General features: G+C 48.8%; 17 protein-coding genes, 12 tRNA genes, 1 rRNA gene and 1 riboswitch. Of the genes, 28 read left to right on the plus strand and 2 right to left on the minus strand.

Going from position 1 to position 16259, the window contains the following annotated elements:
• The 24 genes from rrf to AC58QO_RS31725 all read left to right on the plus strand — a co-directional run.
• Nucleotides 1-111, plus strand: a 5S ribosomal RNA gene (gene rrf, locus AC58QO_RS31610); the annotation flags it as partial.
• A 5-nt stretch (nucleotides 112-116) separates the two neighbouring features.
• Nucleotides 117-192 (plus strand) — tRNA-Asn (locus AC58QO_RS31615).
• Between the two features lie 29 nt (nucleotides 193-221).
• Nucleotides 222-313, plus strand: a tRNA-Ser gene (locus AC58QO_RS31620).
• A 35-nt stretch (nucleotides 314-348) separates the two neighbouring features.
• A tRNA-Glu gene (locus AC58QO_RS31625) sits at nucleotides 349-423 on the plus strand.
• Between the two features lie 14 nt (nucleotides 424-437).
• Nucleotides 438-510, plus strand: a tRNA-Val gene (locus AC58QO_RS31630).
• A 56-nt stretch (nucleotides 511-566) separates the two neighbouring features.
• Nucleotides 567-643 (plus strand) — tRNA-Met (locus AC58QO_RS31635).
• Nucleotides 644-655: 12 nt separating this feature from the next.
• Nucleotides 656-732, plus strand: a tRNA-Asp gene (locus AC58QO_RS31640).
• Between the two features lie 18 nt (nucleotides 733-750).
• A tRNA-Lys gene (locus AC58QO_RS31645) sits at nucleotides 751-826 on the plus strand.
• Between the two features lie 19 nt (nucleotides 827-845).
• Nucleotides 846-925 (plus strand) — tRNA-Leu (locus AC58QO_RS31650).
• Between the two features lie 157 nt (nucleotides 926-1082).
• Complete coding sequence (locus AC58QO_RS31655; RefSeq protein WP_497272640.1) at nucleotides 1083-1334, plus strand: DUF1450 domain-containing protein; 252 nt, start codon at nucleotides 1083-1085, stop codon at nucleotides 1332-1334.
• A gap of 113 nt (nucleotides 1335-1447) precedes the next feature.
• Nucleotides 1448-1957, plus strand: a complete 510-nt coding sequence (locus tag AC58QO_RS31660; protein WP_497272642.1) for a ferritin — start codon at nucleotides 1448-1450, stop codon at nucleotides 1955-1957.
• Between the two features lie 131 nt (nucleotides 1958-2088).
• Entirely contained in the window at nucleotides 2089-2715 is a 627-nt protein-coding gene (locus AC58QO_RS31665) for a GyrI-like domain-containing protein (RefSeq protein ID WP_497272644.1), read from the plus strand.
• A 56-nt stretch (nucleotides 2716-2771) separates the two neighbouring features.
• Entirely contained in the window at nucleotides 2772-3227 is a 456-nt protein-coding gene (locus AC58QO_RS31670; RefSeq protein ID WP_497272646.1) for an SH3 domain-containing protein, read from the plus strand.
• Between the two features lie 26 nt (nucleotides 3228-3253).
• Complete coding sequence (locus AC58QO_RS31675; protein WP_497272648.1) at nucleotides 3254-3952, plus strand: AIM24 family protein; 699 nt, start codon at nucleotides 3254-3256, stop codon at nucleotides 3950-3952.
• A gap of 101 nt (nucleotides 3953-4053) precedes the next feature.
• Nucleotides 4054-4128 (plus strand) — tRNA-Gly (locus AC58QO_RS31680).
• A 6-nt stretch (nucleotides 4129-4134) separates the two neighbouring features.
• A tRNA-Arg gene (locus tag AC58QO_RS31685) sits at nucleotides 4135-4211 on the plus strand.
• 20 nt (nucleotides 4212-4231) lie between these two features.
• Nucleotides 4232-4308 (plus strand) — tRNA-Pro (locus AC58QO_RS31690).
• 18 nt (nucleotides 4309-4326) lie between these two features.
• Nucleotides 4327-4397: transfer RNA gene (locus tag AC58QO_RS31695), tRNA-Gly, on the plus strand.
• 296 nt (nucleotides 4398-4693) lie between these two features.
• Nucleotides 4694-5641, plus strand: a complete 948-nt coding sequence (locus tag AC58QO_RS31700; protein WP_497272650.1) for an acetylxylan esterase — start codon at nucleotides 4694-4696, stop codon at nucleotides 5639-5641.
• A 58-nt stretch (nucleotides 5642-5699) separates the two neighbouring features.
• Nucleotides 5700-6206 (plus strand): GNAT family N-acetyltransferase, encoded by a 507-nt coding sequence (locus AC58QO_RS31705; RefSeq protein ID WP_497272652.1) that lies wholly within the window; start codon nucleotides 5700-5702, stop codon nucleotides 6204-6206.
• A 126-nt stretch (nucleotides 6207-6332) separates the two neighbouring features.
• A riboswitch (cyclic di-AMP (ydaO/yuaA leader) is annotated at nucleotides 6333-6495 on the plus strand.
• A gap of 2 nt (nucleotides 6496-6497) precedes the next feature.
• A complete protein-coding gene (locus tag AC58QO_RS31710) occupies nucleotides 6498-7373 on the plus strand; it encodes a C40 family peptidase (protein ID WP_497272654.1) in 876 nt (291 codons plus the stop codon).
• A gap of 186 nt (nucleotides 7374-7559) precedes the next feature.
• Complete coding sequence (locus AC58QO_RS31715) at nucleotides 7560-8219, plus strand: hypothetical protein (RefSeq protein ID WP_497272656.1); 660 nt, start codon at nucleotides 7560-7562, stop codon at nucleotides 8217-8219.
• A 179-nt stretch (nucleotides 8220-8398) separates the two neighbouring features.
• On the plus strand, nucleotides 8399-8932 hold the full coding sequence (gene yyaC, locus AC58QO_RS31720) for a spore protease YyaC (RefSeq protein WP_497272658.1): 534 nt from the start codon (nucleotides 8399-8401) through the stop codon (nucleotides 8930-8932).
• Nucleotides 8933-8999: 67 nt separating this feature from the next.
• On the plus strand, nucleotides 9000-10913 hold the full coding sequence (locus tag AC58QO_RS31725; protein WP_497272660.1) for an ABC transporter ATP-binding protein: 1914 nt from the start codon (nucleotides 9000-9002) through the stop codon (nucleotides 10911-10913).
• 354 nt (nucleotides 10914-11267) lie between these two features.
• Here AC58QO_RS31725 and AC58QO_RS31730 read toward each other — a convergent pair whose 3' ends face one another.
• On the minus strand, nucleotides 11268-11870 hold the full coding sequence (locus tag AC58QO_RS31730) for a CcdC protein domain-containing protein (protein WP_497272662.1): 603 nt from the start codon (nucleotides 11868-11870) through the stop codon (nucleotides 11268-11270).
• Nucleotides 11871-12034: 164 nt separating this feature from the next.
• Between AC58QO_RS31730 and AC58QO_RS31735 the strand changes: the two genes are divergently transcribed.
• The 4 genes from AC58QO_RS31735 to AC58QO_RS31750 all read left to right on the plus strand — a co-directional run bounded on the left by AC58QO_RS31735 (nucleotide 12035) and on the right by AC58QO_RS31750 (nucleotide 14022).
• Complete coding sequence (locus AC58QO_RS31735; protein WP_497272664.1) at nucleotides 12035-12331, plus strand: hypothetical protein; 297 nt, start codon at nucleotides 12035-12037, stop codon at nucleotides 12329-12331.
• Nucleotides 12325-12960: an HAD-IA family hydrolase gene (locus tag AC58QO_RS31740; protein WP_497272666.1), complete on the plus strand. Its 636-nt coding sequence runs from the start codon at nucleotides 12325-12327 to the stop codon at nucleotides 12958-12960. The genes AC58QO_RS31735 and AC58QO_RS31740 overlap by 7 nt, the downstream gene beginning before the upstream one ends.
• 141 nt (nucleotides 12961-13101) lie before the next feature.
• Nucleotides 13102-13578 (plus strand): signal peptidase II, encoded by a 477-nt coding sequence (gene lspA / locus AC58QO_RS31745; protein WP_497272668.1) that lies wholly within the window; start codon nucleotides 13102-13104, stop codon nucleotides 13576-13578.
• Nucleotides 13579-13671: 93 nt separating this feature from the next.
• Nucleotides 13672-14022, plus strand: a complete 351-nt coding sequence (locus tag AC58QO_RS31750; RefSeq protein ID WP_497272670.1) for a hypothetical protein — start codon at nucleotides 13672-13674, stop codon at nucleotides 14020-14022.
• Between the two features lie 86 nt (nucleotides 14023-14108).
• Here the strand turns inward: AC58QO_RS31750 and AC58QO_RS31755 are convergent, their stop codons facing one another.
• Nucleotides 14109-16256, minus strand: coding sequence for a DNA topoisomerase III (locus AC58QO_RS31755; RefSeq protein WP_497272672.1), 2148 nt, complete (start codon nucleotides 16254-16256; stop codon nucleotides 14109-14111).
• Between the last annotated feature and the right edge of the window lie 3 nt (nucleotides 16257-16259).

The raw sequence follows: 16259 nt of genomic DNA on the forward strand, positions 1-16259 counted from the left end.
GATGATGGCGGAAGGGATCCACGCGTTCCCATCTCGAACACGACCGTTAAGCCTTCCAGCGTCGATGGTACTTGAACCGCAGGGTTCTGGGAGAGTAGAACGTTGCCAAGCATTGTTCCCTGATAGCTCAGTTGGTAGAGCACTCGACTGTTAATCGAGTTGTCACAGGTTCGAGTCCTGTTCGGGGAGCCATTTAATTTTTACACATCAGGCCTTTTCATGGAGAGGTGTCCGAGCTGGCCGAAGGAGCACGATTGGAAATCGTGTAGGCGTCACAAGCGTCTCGAGGGTTCGAATCCCTCTCTCTCCGCCATAAGAGCTTTTACATAAGAAAAAGCCTGTTTACGAGGCCCGTTGGTCAAGTGGTTAAGACACCTCCCTTTCACGGAGGTAACAGGGGTTCGAGTCCCCTACGGGTCACCATTTTCATATCCCATGGAGGCTTAGCTCAGCTGGGAGAGCATCTGCCTTACAAGCAGAGGGTCGGCGGTTCGATCCCGTCAGCCTCCATCATCTTTCCTTATGCAAGACTTGATTTAATAGGAAACGTGACTTATACTTAATGACGCGGGGTGGAGCAGCCCGGTAGCTCGTCGGGCTCATAACCCGAAGGCCGCAGGTTCAAATCCTGCCCCCGCAACCAAATAATGAATGTGGAGCTGTGGTGTAGTGGCCTAACATGCCTGCCTGTCACGCAGGAGACCGCGGGTTCGAATCCCGTCAGCTCCGCCATTTTTTATTACTAAACATGAGTCATTAGCTCAGTTGGTAGAGCACCTGACTTTTAATCAGGGTGTCGTAGGTTCGAATCCTACATGACTCACCATTTGCCTTATTTACAGCATGCGCGTATGGCGGAATTGGCAGACGCACTAGACTTAGGATCTAGCGGGCGACCGTGGGGGTTCAAGTCCCTCTACGCGCATCCAAACAAACAGAAAGAGCTTTCTTTCATCCTTTAACGAGGATTGAAGAAAGCTCTTTTTTCGTACACGTTTATCTAATTTTTGGTTGACATTGATTATTATTATCACTAATATCAAGAGTAGTGATGTACGTGAAAAGGCGGGGGGAGATCGCAATTGAAAACGATTAAATACTGCTGCAGAAATGAGAAATTCGGATCCAAACAAATATATAAATCCATTAAGAATGAATTCCCTGATTTGAAGCAGAAGAAGAAAGACTGCCTCGGCAATTGCAGACATTGTAAGAAGGAATGTATTGCGATGATCGGGAAGAAGAAGCTGCTTTGCGCGGAGTCACCTGACCATTTATATGCGCAGATTAAAGAAATAATCTCGACATCTAAGGCGAAAAGCGTGACGGCATGAACCTGGATCTACTAAAATTGTTACTTCCGTTTGTATTTCTATGCACAATTCTGGTAATCTTGTATGTATGGGGAATTCGCAACAGATAACCATACAGAAAGGTGTGTGCACAGATGTTAAACGATACACTAACCGAAGCGCTCAATGAGCAGATGAATTATGAGTTTTACTCCGCGCACGTCTACTTGGCTATTGCTGGTTATTGCGCTGCGGAAAGCTTGGACGGGTTCTCGAACTTTTTTAAAGTACAAGCCGAAGAAGAGAAGTTTCATGCAATGAAAATTTTCAAATTTATAAATGACCGCGGGAAAAAGGTTAATTTTGAAGGCATGAATACGCCAGTGAATCAGTACGAGTCGATTTTGGACGCTTTTGAGCATGCATATCTGCATGAGCAAGAAGTGACCAAACGTATTTACCACTTATCTGACTTAGCGTTGAACGATCGAGAGCATGCGACGATGCAGTTCTTGAAATGGTTCATTGATGAGCAGGTAGAGGAAGAAGCGATGTTCGACAGTATTATTAATAAATTGAAACGCATTGATAAAGACAGCAATGCTTTCTATATGTTGGATGCTGAATTTGCACAACGCTCGTTTACCCCACCGGCTGCGGAATAATTACATATCCTTTTAGAGACAAAAACTTACTTGTTTCGCATAGTTGCGACAGTAAGTTTTTTCTGTTTGTTGACATAAGAGTGTCAGGGTTTATTTTGTATACTCGAAGAAAAAAGAAGGGAAGTGCATTCATGGATAAATTAGATTTAGCCAAAACGCATAAAGCCTATTACACCGCTCCAACAAAACCACAGTTGGTTGAATTCGAACCTATCTCTTATGTTGCTATTGTGGGGAAAGGAGATCCCAATGGTACCACCTTTGCTAACGCCACAGAAGCGCTATACACGGTCGCATACGGTGTTAAGGGCATTTATAAGAAACTGGAGCAAGACTTCACTGTAGCGAAGCTAGAAGGGCAGTGGTGGGTGGATGGCGATCCAAGAACTGCGCTAGAGGTACCGAGGGAAGAATGGCATTGGAAGCTGTTGATTCGTATGCCGGCGTATGTCACTGCTGAGGACGTGGGAGAAGCGCGTCGAGCTGCCGCTACCAAGAAGAAAGAGCTTAAAGTCATCTCCAATGTTGCGTATGAAACTTTGCATGAGGGACGCTGTGTCCAGATGCTGCACGTGGGTCCATATGCGACAGAACCGGAAACACTGGCTCAGATGGAGCATTTTATTGAACAAAATCAGCTCAACTATTGTGGACTTCATCATGAGATTTACTTGTCCGATCCGAGGAAGACAGAGCCGGTGAAATTGAGAACGATTTTGAGATATCCGGTTCAAGCGATAGAAGTGGTGAAGGGGTGATTTTTGCTGTAAAATAGAACATAATGTCGAATTGTGAGCACGGGGAGGGATTGCGGATGCAAAAACGTAACATGACTTCGATTGGACAAGCCGGGGTTGTTCTTATCATTTGGCTTGGGTTGATGTATCCTGCCCCCGCTGCTCATGCTTCATGGTTGGATCGGGTCAAAGAGATCTATCAACTACCAAGTAATGTTGAGCAGATCCAGAAGGATTATGAAGCTACGAAGCAGCAATTAGAAGAACAAAAGGACAAGCTGTCGGAAGCTGTCCGGCAGTCCCAAGAGATCGAAGATCGTCTCCTGAGCCAGAACGAAGCGCTTAAGAAGGATAACGAGCAATTGCAAGAGCGATTGAAAGCGATGGAACAAGTTGCGCTGGATAAAGACAAACGCAATCGAAAAATAACCTACATGATGATTACCGCAGCTGCGCTTGTTGTAGGTTATTTTTTACTCGGGCGCGTGTTTCGCATTATCGTCTGGCGTAGGAAGAAGCGCGGCATGCGTTAGCAGGTAGGGATGAGGAGGGTATGTGTATGGAGGTCATCTTTGAAAATGTGAGCTTACAAGCAAGGATGGCTACACTTCAGCTTGAGCAAGGTGAGTCTGTGCATGTACTGCATCCCAACCAAATTGTAGCGTTCCAGGGGATGCCAGAGCTTAGAGAAGATGCCTTAATGAAGCTTCCCGGTATGTATAGGAAAAAGCGGTTGATTCAATCCCGTGTAAGAGGGCCAGGACAATTGCTGATGGGGCTCCCAGAAGCCTATAGCTTGGCTGTAGTGCCTTTGGAAGCCGAAGATGACCTTTTGTTTGAGTTTCGTCATGTCTTGTTCTATACGGAAGGTGTGACATTCACAACGCATTTGCAAAGCGTCAAGAATTCCTTGATCACGCAAGATCTTGTTAAAATGCAATTTCATGGCCCCGGTACGCTAGGCTTATTAACAGCGGGTCCTTTGCATCAGATGGCTTTAGATCCTAAGCAACCTTTGTATATTGATGTTAACTGTCTTGTAGCTTATCCGCGGCAGGCCAAGCTGCGCCTTTGTGTATATGGTAACACATTGGCTAGCCAGCATATGAACTATCACTGGGAGATCACTGGCCATGGGCATGTGCTCATGCAGCCTTGTAAGCCTGATCCCAAATTAGATGAGCATATGAAATCGGATAGCTTGCTGCGACGCATTGCTCGTGAAGTGCTGCCATTTGGCGGCGTTTTCATTAAATAATAAAAAGAATGAAAAAATAGTTGCATTTGTTACGAATACCTGATATATTATTCCTTGTCGCCTCAGAGAAACACTTGCTGAGCGAGTAAGAAAAACCGTATGCGGAAGTGGCTCAGCGGTAGAGCATCGCCTTGCCAAGGCGAGGGTCGCGGGTTCGATCCCCGTCTTCCGCTCCAATATTTGCGCCCTTAGCTCAGCTGGATAGAGTATTTGACTACGAATCAAAAGGTCGGGAGTTCGAATCTCTCAGGGCGCGCCATTTACACTTTATCTACACTACGGGACGTAGCTCAGCTTGGTAGAGCACCTGCTTTGGGAGCAGGGGGTCGCATGTTCAAATCGTGTCGTCCCGACCACTTTAGATTTTTTTATATGCGGGCGTAGTTTAATGGTAGAACTTCAGCCTTCCAAGCTGATCGCGCGGGTTCGATTCCCGCCGCCCGCTTAAATAAATAAGATCACCTTCGGGTGGTCTTTTTTATTTAAGCTAGGATGGGAAGAGAGCCCGAAGATGGTTCGACCGTCCGTACACACATCTGAGCATAGGCTAAATAGGACGAGCGTCCAAATATACCACTAGTTGCTTCCGTAGGAAGCCTTATAATAAGCATTTGGAGTATTCCCGCCGCCCGCTTACAAGCAAGAGAGACCACCTTCGGGTGGTCTTTTTCTTATTTTCAATAGACGCTTCTGTGCGCGTGGGCTAAAATGGTGGAAAACAGTAGAAGGAGTTTGGCCAACATGAACGCTATTGAAAATCGTATTCAGGGGTTGCATCAGTTTCGGCCGGAGCTAACGGCGCCTGCTGATCTGGCTGCATTCTGGGTGAGGACATGCGAGGAGGCAACTCGCAAGATATCCTATACGAGGGAGCAGGTGGAAGCTCCTTTCGTACAAGCGGTAGTTAACAAAATTGTATTAGAGGGCGCTGAAGGGACACCCATCCATGCCTGGCTGATGCTGCCTCATGCGGAATCTAGCCTCAAGAAGGCTCCCTGTGTTGTCACGTTCCCCGGCTACACGGGCTCAAAGGGAAAACCCGAAGATCATGCAGCTTGGTTGCTTATGGGGTATGCGGTTCTTGCGGTTGATGTACGCGGGCAAGGTGGAGATAGCGGGAACACGCTGCCTCAGGAGTACGGAATGACGAAAGGTTGGATTACACAGGGTATCCTGGATGCAGAGAAGAGCTATTATCGCGCGGTCGCGATTGATTCACTACGCGCTGTGCGTTGTGCTATGGAGCAGCCTGAAATCGACAATGAACGGGTATTCGTTTTCGGTGGAAGCCAAGGTGGCGGACTTGCGCTGCTCATAGCTGCACTCGAGAAGCGCATTCGAGCAGTAGTTGCCCATGTGCCTAATCTATGTCATATGGATATGGGCATTTTGCAATCCGTCAGCTCCCTTAGTGAGGCTGCTGATTTCGTTACAAGATTCCCAGACCGCTTGTCGGACGTTCTGAAGACATTATCCTATTTTGATATTATGAACTTAGGGGATCGTATTGGGCAGCCCGTACATGTGAGTGTAGGTCTGAAGGATTTGACCTGCTTGCCTGAGACTATTTTTGCTGCCTATAATCGGATCTCGTCTGAGAATAAATCGATTGAGGTTCACCCATTCATGGGACATGCGTTACCAGGGGGCTTTCATACTGCGGCACATGCTTTTTTCTCAAAATGGTAAGGTATTGCATGTTCAGAAGGTAATGTTGGATACCCTACTAGGAAAGGAGATGCCAACGATGGAGTTAGTTGATTCATTTGAAGATGTATTCGAACTGATGGAATCCGCTTTTCCTGTGACGGAGATAAGAACATATGAAGGGCAGCGAGCGCTCCTAGCTCATCCTAACTACCGAATTGATGTCGAGAGAGATGCTCAGGGACAATTGCTTGGCTTTTTGGCAAGTTGGAACTTCGGAACGTTCCGATTTGTGGAGCATATCGCAGTCCATACCGCGATTCGGGGCGGAGGGGTAGGCAAACGTATGCTGACGACTTATATGGGCAGCGCTGCAACGCCTATCGTACTTGAAGTCGAGCCGCCGAATACGTCAGATGCCAAGCGGAGAATTGAATTTTATGAGCGGTGCGGCTTTCATTTGAACCTATTTCCTTATGCGCAGCCTCCTCTCAGAGAAGGGCAACCGGAATTACCTCTCCACATCATGAGTTATCCTCGTCCGCTGACGGAAAAAGATTTTAGGCCCTGCAAGAACACTCTGTACGCAGAGGTATATAGGCAGTAAATATAAGGGCGCCCCAGGGTCAATAATCTCTGGAGGTGCTTTTGTTCATGTGTCACAGCTCGAAAAGGAAACACTTACCACCGCGCAAAGGTTGTCAGGCCAAAACGAACTATGCTAGTCTAACATAGACAAAAAATGCCGAATCGCGGAGCATCAAAAGCTCCGGTACGGGGGACTTCTTTACTTGGGGTGAATGGATGCTCAGTTAGTCTTAGGCTAATGGAGCGCACTAGGGAAAACCTCTTCCCGAACCCGTCAACTAACCTCGGAGGCTTCAAGGAGGACAATGTTTTGAAACTTTTTACAAAAAGTGTTATTTGCTCATGCGTTCTTGTGGGTGCAGCCATCTCCATGTTCAACGCTCCATCAGCACAAGCGTCGACAGACACCTCTTCGGTGAAGGTTCAAGTCAATGACGAATTGGTGCAATTCCCTGAGGTACAGCCGTTTATTGACACGGAAGGTACACTACAGGTGCCATTGCGCGTACTGTCGGAGAAGTTAGGCTATCAAGTGGGCTGGGCGAAGCAAGGCGATGAAGTTGTCGTTACGTTGAAGAACGAGGAGCAGGCGATTCAACTAACAACGGACGAAGAGCAAGCGGTTGTCAACAGTAAGTTGGTTGAATTAGAGAGCAGTCCGACGTTGGTTAAGGGAAGCACGTACGTTCCTTTGCGTTTTGTAACAGAGACGTTTGGATCTGCAATTGCGTGGAATGATGCGAATAAAATCGCCATCGTGGAAGAGGACGGTAAGTCCCACAAGCCAGCTTGGATTGCACCGCCACCAGCAGCAAAGGTCGTTCAGCCAAGCGTATCGGCTCAAATTATCCAAGCAGCTACGACTTTTAAAGGAACGCCTTACCGATGGGGTGGAACTACACCCAAGGGCTTCGATTGCTCTGGATTCGTTCGCTATGTGTACGAGGCCAAAGGCATCGAATTGCCGCGCACCTCTGTGCAGATGTATGATCAAGCGGGTGCAAGAGTGACGGATTTAAAAGAAGGAGATCTTGTATTCTTTGCTTCAGGCATCGTCAATCATGTGGGCATCTATGTGGGAAATAATCAATTCATTTCCTCAACGACGTCCAGAGGTGTAGTGGTCGATAGTCTCGCTAGCTCTTACTGGAGCTCCAGATATGTAGGCGCAAAACGCGTTCTTTAAGCCAACGACTAACACAAGTAACAGCAAGGTTGTTCAAGAGCATATGTTCGTCATGTCTTTCACAATGGGAAGCATGGCGGGCAGATGCTCTTTTTTTGCTCGAATATCTGCGATTTTTATCGAATTTTTGAGAATAATAGCCTATAATGGAAAAATGGTTGGAAGAAAGTAGGTGACGCGTGCGACATGCAAGTTAGTGTCTTGAAAAGCTGGTTTCATAAAATTAAATTGTCGGGTCGAGCAGATCGCATGTATAGCGTAGAAACGGGTCCTGCCATACCGGAAGATATCCGGAAAGTGATTGGGCATTTTTTTCAAACCTATAACCATTTCAAAGGGGCAAGGCAATTCCAAACGGATACGTTTATTAAAGAAGTATTCTACGCGACCAAGCAGGATCCGAAGGATCAGCGCTCCATAGATGAGATGGAAGCGTATATTCATAGCAAAAATACAAACCGCTTGCGACTGAAATCGTACATCATCGATGAGTATTTACGCATTGGTGAGAAGGTGTGTATGATCGGTGTGACGCGAGAGTTTAGCAATGCGCATCGAAATCGTGTGCTTTATTTTATCGTGAATGAGGAAGGGACTTGGCGGTTTCATCATATCGTGAGATCCCACCATGGCAAAATTCTTGAGAAGTTTCAGGTGAAGGATCAGGTTGGATTTGTAGTTGGAGATGATAAAGTAGCACTACTCTTTCTTACACATGCCGATTCTGCAGACGCTTCCACCTATATGTTGGGTGATTATGTCCATACGGAAGGCTATCTGGAAGTGGAGCAAGAGGTAAGCGGGCAGCTCTATTATCGAATTGTGCGGATGAACCGTGTTCATTAGTTGTTGACTGATCAGTACAATCAAGCAGCAATGAATAGGCTTTGCTCTGTTGAGTAACGCTTATTTGGTGTGCGCAAATGAAGTGCTTAAGTGGACATGTGCCACCTCCATATGAAAGAATAGAAAATATTATTCATCAGGTGAAGCGAGATGTGTACATGCCTGAAAGGGAGGCGAAAATGGAGAAAGACCCCATAGAGCTGCAGGAGCAGTTTTGGAAAAAGGTGAATGGTCAGGAGTTAGGACAGTATCTGCAAAAGATTGCCTTGAGCAATGAGCTGGATCCTCAGAGGCTGGCCTTTGTTTGTATTGGAACAGATCGTTCAACAGGCGATTCTCTGGGACCGATTGTCGGTAGTAAACTTGCAGAGCTTGGATATCCATATGTCATTGGAACGTTGGCGGCACCCTGTGATGCCAGTAATTTGGCGTTGCGTTTGCAGGAAATTCCACCGAATGTCGTGGTTATTGCGATAGATGCTTGTTTGGGGCAAAAATTGAGTGTTGGTTTGTATCAGTTGTCGAATCAGCCTTTGGCTCCTGGAAAATCAGTGGGGAAGGTACTGCCACCCATTGGTGATTACACGATTGCGGCGATCGTGAATGTGGATGGACCTAGACAGTATAATGTACTGCAAACGACTTCGTTATATCATGTGATTAAAATGGCGGACGAAGTAACAAGTGCCATTACCTATGCAATTCCTTTGTAGCTGAGGGGCAACAAAGAGGAAAGATCGGAGTGATAAGTGAGTGATAGGACCAGGTGGACCAGGGGGAATGGGGCGGCTTTCCGACCGGAATCGTCCGAAGGCGAAGTTGAAGGATGTATCGATACGCAGGATTTTGTTTTTGTTCAAAAGGTATTGGGGACAGCTCTTGGTGATTATCGGCTTGGCGCTGCTTGCGGCAGTGATCGGGTTAGTCCCTCCCTTAGTAATGAAGGAAATTATTGATACAGCAATTCCACAGGGGCGTGTCCAGCTATTGTCTGTGATGGCGCTGCTGTTAATTCTGCTGCCTGTGCTGAGCGGTGTGCTTGGCGTGTGGCAAAACCATCTCAATACCAAAGTAACCCAAGGGGTTATTCGGGATTTGGGACAGTCGTTGTTTCACAATTTACAGCGGCAATCGATGGCTTTCTTCACGGACGCGCGCTCTGGGGAAATTGTTCAGCGGATCACTGGGGATGTGCAATCCGTGCAGAGTGTAGTGACCTCGATCGTTGTATCCTCGATCACGCAGATCGTGATTGTCTTCACGACGATTGGCATTTTGTTTGCGCTCGATTGGAAGCTGGCGATCATATCGGTGCTCATCCTTCCGCTTTTCGTGCTGCCTGTGAAAAAGGTGTCCAAGCTGAGGAAAGCATTGCGGCTCGAAACGCAAAAAGTGCGCTCAGACATCACCTCGCAGCTGAATGAGAACTTCGGTATATCGGGTGCGTTGTTGACGCGGATTTTTGGCAGAGAGAAACAGCAAGAGCAGGAATTCACGAAGATGAATCAAAAGGTGATGGATCTTGAGCTGCGGCTCAATCTAGTCGGCCGTTGGTTCGGGATGGCAACAAGCACGCTAGGACCATTAGGCACAGCTATTATTTATATCTATGGCGGCTACTCTGTCATCCAGGGGGATATGACCTTAGGCTCAATCGTTGCGTTCACGGCGTATTTGGGGCGGTTGTATATGCCTGTAGGGACACTATTGAACCTACAAGTAGAAGTTGCGACGGCGCTGGGGGTATTTCAGCGGATTTTTGAGTATCAGGACATGGTTCCTGATGTCATGGATGCTGAGGGCGCGCGCCAGCTAGGGCCGGTGGCGGGGCGTGTGAGTTATAAGATGGTGTCTTTTGCTTATAAGACTGGGGATTCGGGGCGGAAGGGGAGCCTGGAGGATAAAGTCGAAGTAGGGCGGAAGAAGAAGCTGGAGGATCAGGGCGAGGTAAAGCGGAAGACGAGCCTGGGGGATAAAGGCGAAAAGCTAGTGCAGTATGCGCTGCGCGACGTCACCTTCGAGGCGCAGCCTGGTGAAATGGTCGCACTCGTTGGACCTAGCGGCGCCGGGAAGTCGACGCTGATCGGCATGATCGCGCGGCTGTACGACCCGACGGCCGGTGTCGTTGAGGTCGACGGCGTCAACGTCCGCGACGTGGGGTTAGCGTCATTGCGCGCGCAGATCGCGTATGTGACGCAGGAGTCTTTTCTGTTCCACGCGACGATTGGCGACAACCTGCGCTTCGCGCGGGAGGACGCTACGCGTGAGGAGATGGAGGCCGCTTGTCGGCAGGCCTACATCCACGATTTCATCGTGTCGCTCCCCGAAGGGTACGACACGATGGTTGGAGAGCGCGGCCACCGGCTCTCCGGTGGCGAGCGACAGCGGATCGCGATTGCTCGCGCGATCCTGAAGCGACCGCGCATCCTCATCCTCGATGAGGCGACGTCGCACTTGGACTCGGAATCCGAGTCCTATGTGCAGGCGGCGCTCGAGGAGCTGATGCAAGGGCGCACGACGCTCGTGATCGCGCACCGGCTCTCGACGGTGCTGGCCGCCGATCACATTCTGGTGATCGAGGCGGGCAGCGTCGTGGAGCGGGGCACGCATAGCGAGCTGCTCGCACTGGAAGGGCTGTACGCGCGGCTGTACAGCACGCAGTTCGCGAAAGCTGCCGAGGAGGCAGCGAAGTAGCGGATTGCTCTTGCCGTCATAAAGTTACCTAACGCCACTATCCCCTTCGCTCAGTTCAGCAAGAGTAGATCCATATTCTGAGCCAGTGGGATAGTGCCCACAATCTTAGGTGTTAAAAGAAAGAATCGCCCACTGAATGGGCGGAAACACAGAATTTAACGCCCGAAAAGGGCCTTAAAGCAGAGCGGGACGCCTTCGGTGCACCAAATAGCGCTCCAAAAGGGCGCTAAAAGCGAGTATCGCCCACCGAATGGGCACAGGCAGCTTGCTCGCTTATCAGCGAAAAAAAGGGATATTCCCCCAGGTCAATGGACCGAGGGGAATATCCCTTTTTGTTAACGTTCCGTTACTCAATTACTCCACCCGAACGTTCGCCTGAGGGCTAGCCGCTCCTACGCTGGAGCTGCCATTGCTGGCGATTTCGCTGTCATCACTTTGGGCCAAAGTGGCTGGATCCAACTTGGCTCCTTCACGCAGTAAGTAACCGAAAAACATGACATAATACGAAACGATGATGAAGAAGACACCGGCGGTGACGGGATCTTTTGTAAACTGAGAGAAATCAGCAGGAGAGATGTTAGTGGTTGATCCCGTGGAGATCGCAATAGCTGCGTAACGATACGCAATGCGGCCTAGAAATAGAACTAGGACGGTGACCTCGATCCACAGATGTGTGCGATAGTACCAGCCATCACTCCGATGCTCGAAGCGGGTATGACGAATCGCAGTTCGTCCGAGCAAGGCGCCGCCTGCAAGGCCGATCAGATAGCCGATGAAATGGATGGGATGAACGAAGCCAAGGAGGAAAATGATCATCCCGAATAGGCTGAACAGCGACAGACGAAAGGTGAGTCTGCCTCGCGAAAGCTTTTGAAAACCAATGGTGCGCTTCGCCCGTCGATAAATAAAAAAACCAAAGATCAGAAAGGGAATCACATAGTGTAATGTGTCCTGCATGGGGAAGCACCTCCAAACCTGTCATTGTATTTCCTCATTGTAGCAAATTTGGACGGTCCGTCGTGAGAAATGTTATTCCGTTTACAAAATTGTGTCATACACTTAATAGTAGCTCGATAAACTTACTATTACACACTCAAAGTGCCGCAAGGAGTTGACGGTAAATGGCTCTGATCACTCATGTTAATGTATGTAATGAAGTTAATGAAATTTACTGTTGTCTTCGTAATAAAGTTGTGAAGCTGGACGCGCAGCAGAAAGAGCAGTTTTGCAAAGGCTGTAAAATGTTCGCAGGTAGTGCAGTGGGCTACGAACGAGGTGTTTCCTGTGTGTGGGAGGATTTGCGAATCATAAGTAATCCGCATGTGATCTTAGATCCAGCCCAGGAGTTTAAAGATAATCAAATTCGACAAGTGCCGCCCGAGGGTCCGGCCTTATTTGTATATACACCCAGATGGTAAAACACGTACTGTTTGATTTTGACGGGACACTTGTCGATTCTAGGGCACTGCTGGTTAAGCTCTATAATGAAATGGCCAGCCAATATCGTTTCCGCCCCATTCGTGAGCAGGACTTGGCCCCTCTACGTTCGATGTCCATTTCTGAGCGGGTAGATCGGTTAGGGGTGCCGGTGCTCCAAATTCCGAAGCTCATGGTGGCAGGACGACAGCTGTATCACGAGAATATTCGATCGCTGCAAATCGTGCCTGGGATGAAGGAGGTTATTGCGAAGCTCTCCACACAAGGAGTCAAGAGCTCGATCCTTTCTTCCAACTCTGAGGCGAATATCCGATTATTCCTGAGGAAAAACAAGCTGGAGGGTGCGTTTAAGGAGATCATTTCAGCGAAGCATATTTTCGGCAAACACCACTCCATTCGCAAAGTGATGAAGCAATGGGGAACCACACCCACGCGCATGATTTATGTTGGTGATGAATTGCGGGATATTGAATCATGTAAGAAATTAGGTGTGCCTATCGTGGCTGTGACATGGGGATACGATTCCCCACAACTACTGCTTAGTGGAAATCCGGATCACATGGCAAACACGCCTGCAGAGCTGTATCGAACGTTAACGAGCTTAAGTTGATGTTGAAAAAGATACAAGAGCCGCCACAGCGTTAGAGGACTGGGGGGCTTTTCACGCTGCGCAGAATTAGCTGTTCACTATTCTTTTCAAGTAATATAAAGAGGTGAAGGTTGAAGCCAAAAAGGCGAGGGGAGCGGTAACATGTTATTTTATTCCATTATCCTAGTGATTACGGCTGTCGATCAGCTGTCCAAGATATGGATACGGTCGGTGTTGGAAATTGGGGAGTCTATGCCTTTTTATAAAGATTTCATTTCGTTTACGCATTATCAAAATAGCGGGGCAGCAGGCAGTTCGCTGCAGGGATGGGCTCCCGTATTAGGCATATTGGCTGTTCTTATTGTTGCAGGTATATGGTGGTACCGCAGACAGGGGGGACTTCCAAATCCTCTAAAACAAAGCGCGGCTGCGCTCCTGGTCGGTGGAGCCATTGGTAATGGCATAGAGCGGCTTCTATTCGGGAAGGTCACGGATTTCATCGTCTTTCGATCAGGAAATGGCGTGATGAATTTAGCTGATATTGCGATTAATTTGGGTGTCGTGCTTTACTTGTTGGACATGCTGTTGACTCAAAGAGGTAAAGGAAAAGAAAAAACGAGAAACCCTCAAATTTCGTAGGTATAATAGCCCTTAAATCAATAGTTGGTATAGATCAAAAGAACTATTTGTGGTATCCTTCAAGTAGGAATACGAAAGTGGAGGGATAATCACATGAAAGTCGATCGACAAATACTTGTTGATGAGTTTTTTGCGATGATTCGAAAGTTGAACCGCACGGGTTCCGATATTATGCATGTGAGGGAATTTTTCTGGCGATCCTCAGAAATTCGCGGATTTATCCCGCCGACTGTTGAGTTTATGACGGTTCTCAAAGCGTATAATGCGGTACTTTTTCACGAGTTTCGTAAATCACTTGTGCCACATACCAGTATGCATATTTTAGCTAACGTACATATGGAAGCTGGAGATGCGCTGGTTAGTCTAGGTATCACAAGTTTGGAAGAGCTCGAATTAGCGGTTAAAGGCAGGATATTGACGAAAACACAACAAGTTGTCAGCTAAAGGCTATAAATATGCCGATGCTGGTATTTTCACATAGTATAAAAGCCCAAGCGAAGAAGTATGTCGCTTGGGCTTTATTCTTGGTATTAGTCTTCCTTCTTCTGCTGAAGGGCTGCGAGGAGCTTGTCGGCCAGTGAGTTGCCAACCCCGGATTGATCCGAGAACTTCTCGATCAGCTGACGGTTCGCTTTGGCATTTGCCTTGCGTCCTCCACTCGTAGAATCACCATCGATTTTCTCAACGACATTGCAAGGGCGACATTGAAAGTATTTACCTGCTTTGCCCGTGTGAATTTCCATCTTCTTGTGGCACTGCGGGCACCGATGGTTTGTTAATTGCCCATCAGCTTCTCGTTTATAGGAGCATTCACGGCTGGAACATACCAGATAACGTCCTCGTTTGCCTTTGACTTCCTGGAGGAATTCACCGCAATCAGGACATTTGCTGCCGGTTAAATTATGCGGTTTATAAGCGGCTGAGCTGTGTTTCACTTCGTCAACCAGCTCAGCTGCTTTCTTGCGGATACCGCTAAGGAAGGCATCCATGCTGCCTTTGCCTTTGGAGATGCGTTCGAGCTCCTGTTCCCAGCGTGCAGTAAGCTCGGGAGAACGAAGCTCCTCGGAAGCAAGCTCGATGAGCTGTGTGCCCTTGCCGGTAGGGATGAGCAAGGAGCCTTGGCGTTCGATCGTGTCGGAGGACACGAGCTTCTCGATAATATCTGCGCGAGTCGCAGGTGTGCCAAGACCGAATTTTTCCATCTGCGATAGCAAGGAAGCCTCATTATGGCGAGAAGGTGGCTTCGTCTGACGGCTGATCTGACGGACGTTGCGAGCAGTTACCGCGTCTTTCTCAGACGCTTGTGGCAGCAGCTGACTCGCATCGTCTTCGGAATCATTGTCTTCCCGATCCGGATCGGTGAAATCGGTGGCGCCATAGACCTCTTTCCAGCCAGCTTGCTTCACGACTTTACCGGAAGCATAGAGCTTTTCGCCAGCGATCTCGATCGTTAGCTTCGTTTCATCATAACGGCAAGGACCGCTGAATAAGGCTAGGAATCGGCGAAGAATCAGATCGTAGAGTCGGCGTTCATCTGCGCTTAAAGTAGCGAGTGAAATCGCTTCTCCCGTTGGGATAATGGCATGATGATCACTAACCTTAGAATCGTCGACGATTCGTTTTGTGATGGTCAGCGGCTTACGGATAAAAGGTGCGGCAAGCGCCGCATAGGGGCCAATGGCAGCCCCTTTCAATCGGCCGAGCAGGGTCGGTACCATATCTGAGGTCAAATAACGCGAATCGGTTCGCGGGTAGGTGACCAGCTTATATTGCTCATAGAGCCGTTGAAGGACATTCGACGTCTGTTTGGCAGAGAAGCCGAATTTGCGGTTCGCATCGCGCTGCAGCTCGGTCAAATCATAAGCCAGCGGATGAGGTATCTGCTTCTCGGTCTTATTCACCTGCACGATGCGGCCGCTCTGGCCGTGCAGCTTCGCCTTCAAGGCATCGGAGCGCTCGCGGTCAAAGATGCGCGAGTCGCCGGTCTTCGGGTCCCGCCACTGGGCGCGGAAGGACCCGAGCTCGGCTTCGATCAACCAGTAGTCGACGGACCGGAAATCACGGATTTCCGCCTCACGGTTGATCATCATAGCCAGCGTGGGCGTCTGTACACGCCCAGCGGATAACGACGCGCCGAACTTGCTGGTCAGCGCGCGGGTTACGTTGAGGCCGATCAGCCAATCGGCCTCGGAACGGCAGACGGCTGCTTGATACAGCCGGTTGTAGTCCGTGCCAGGCTTCAGCTGCGCGAAGCCTTCGCGAATCGCCTGATCCGTCTGCGACGAGATCCAAAGCCGTTTGAACGGCTTCTTCCAGCGGATCAGCTCCATAATCCAGCGCGCGACGAGTTCGCCCTCGCGCCCCGCATCGGTTGCTATGACCAGCTCGGACAGGTCACCACGACGGCTGAGATGCTCGATGGCACGAAACTGCTGCGACGTTTCTTTCATGACTTTGAGCTTCATTTTGCCAGGGATAATGGGCAGATCTTCCAGGTTCCAGGTCTTGTACTTGGGATCGTAATCATCGGGCTCAGCGAGCGTAACGAGATGGCCGAGCGCCCAAGTGACGACATATTTGGCACCTTCAAAGTGGTGTTTTTGCTTCTGGTTACAGCCAAGCACGCGAGCAATTTCTTTGGCGACACTTGGTTTTTCGGTCAATACGAGAATTTTCATCGG

It is taken from the genome of Paenibacillus sp. J31R30 (genome assembly GCF_059692115.1).

What these genes read in the sequence shown, in the direction of transcription:
- AC58QO_RS31715 (WP_497272656.1), top strand. Translation starts at nt 7,560, where the DNA reads ATGCAAGTTAGTGTCTTGAAAAGCTGGTTTCATAAAATTAAATTGTCG.
- AC58QO_RS31730 (WP_497272662.1), bottom strand. Translation starts at nt 11,870, where the DNA reads ATGCAGGACACATTACACTATGTGATTCCCTTTCTGATCTTTGGTTTT.
- AC58QO_RS31750 (WP_497272670.1), top strand. Translation starts at nt 13,672, where the DNA reads ATGAAAGTCGATCGACAAATACTTGTTGATGAGTTTTTTGCGATGATT.
- AC58QO_RS31735 (WP_497272664.1), top strand. Translation starts at nt 12,035, where the DNA reads ATGGCTCTGATCACTCATGTTAATGTATGTAATGAAGTTAATGAAATT.
- AC58QO_RS31700 (WP_497272650.1), top strand. Translation starts at nt 4,694, where the DNA reads ATGAACGCTATTGAAAATCGTATTCAGGGGTTGCATCAGTTTCGGCCG.
- AC58QO_RS31705 (WP_497272652.1), top strand. Translation starts at nt 5,700, where the DNA reads ATGGAGTTAGTTGATTCATTTGAAGATGTATTCGAACTGATGGAATCC.
- AC58QO_RS31740 (WP_497272666.1), top strand. Translation starts at nt 12,325, where the DNA reads ATGGTAAAACACGTACTGTTTGATTTTGACGGGACACTTGTCGATTCT.
- AC58QO_RS31660 (WP_497272642.1), top strand. Translation starts at nt 1,448, where the DNA reads ATGTTAAACGATACACTAACCGAAGCGCTCAATGAGCAGATGAATTAT.
- AC58QO_RS31675 (WP_497272648.1), top strand. Translation starts at nt 3,254, where the DNA reads ATGGAGGTCATCTTTGAAAATGTGAGCTTACAAGCAAGGATGGCTACA.
- AC58QO_RS31670 (WP_497272646.1), top strand. Translation starts at nt 2,772, where the DNA reads ATGCAAAAACGTAACATGACTTCGATTGGACAAGCCGGGGTTGTTCTT.
- AC58QO_RS31725 (WP_497272660.1), top strand. Translation starts at nt 9,000, where the DNA reads ATGGGGCGGCTTTCCGACCGGAATCGTCCGAAGGCGAAGTTGAAGGAT.
- lspA (WP_497272668.1), top strand. Translation starts at nt 13,102, where the DNA reads ATGTTATTTTATTCCATTATCCTAGTGATTACGGCTGTCGATCAGCTG.
- yyaC (WP_497272658.1), top strand. Translation starts at nt 8,399, where the DNA reads ATGGAGAAAGACCCCATAGAGCTGCAGGAGCAGTTTTGGAAAAAGGTG.
- AC58QO_RS31755 (WP_497272672.1), bottom strand. Translation starts at nt 16,256, where the DNA reads ATGAAAATTCTCGTATTGACCGAAAAACCAAGTGTCGCCAAAGAAATT.
- AC58QO_RS31665 (WP_497272644.1), top strand. Translation starts at nt 2,089, where the DNA reads ATGGATAAATTAGATTTAGCCAAAACGCATAAAGCCTATTACACCGCT.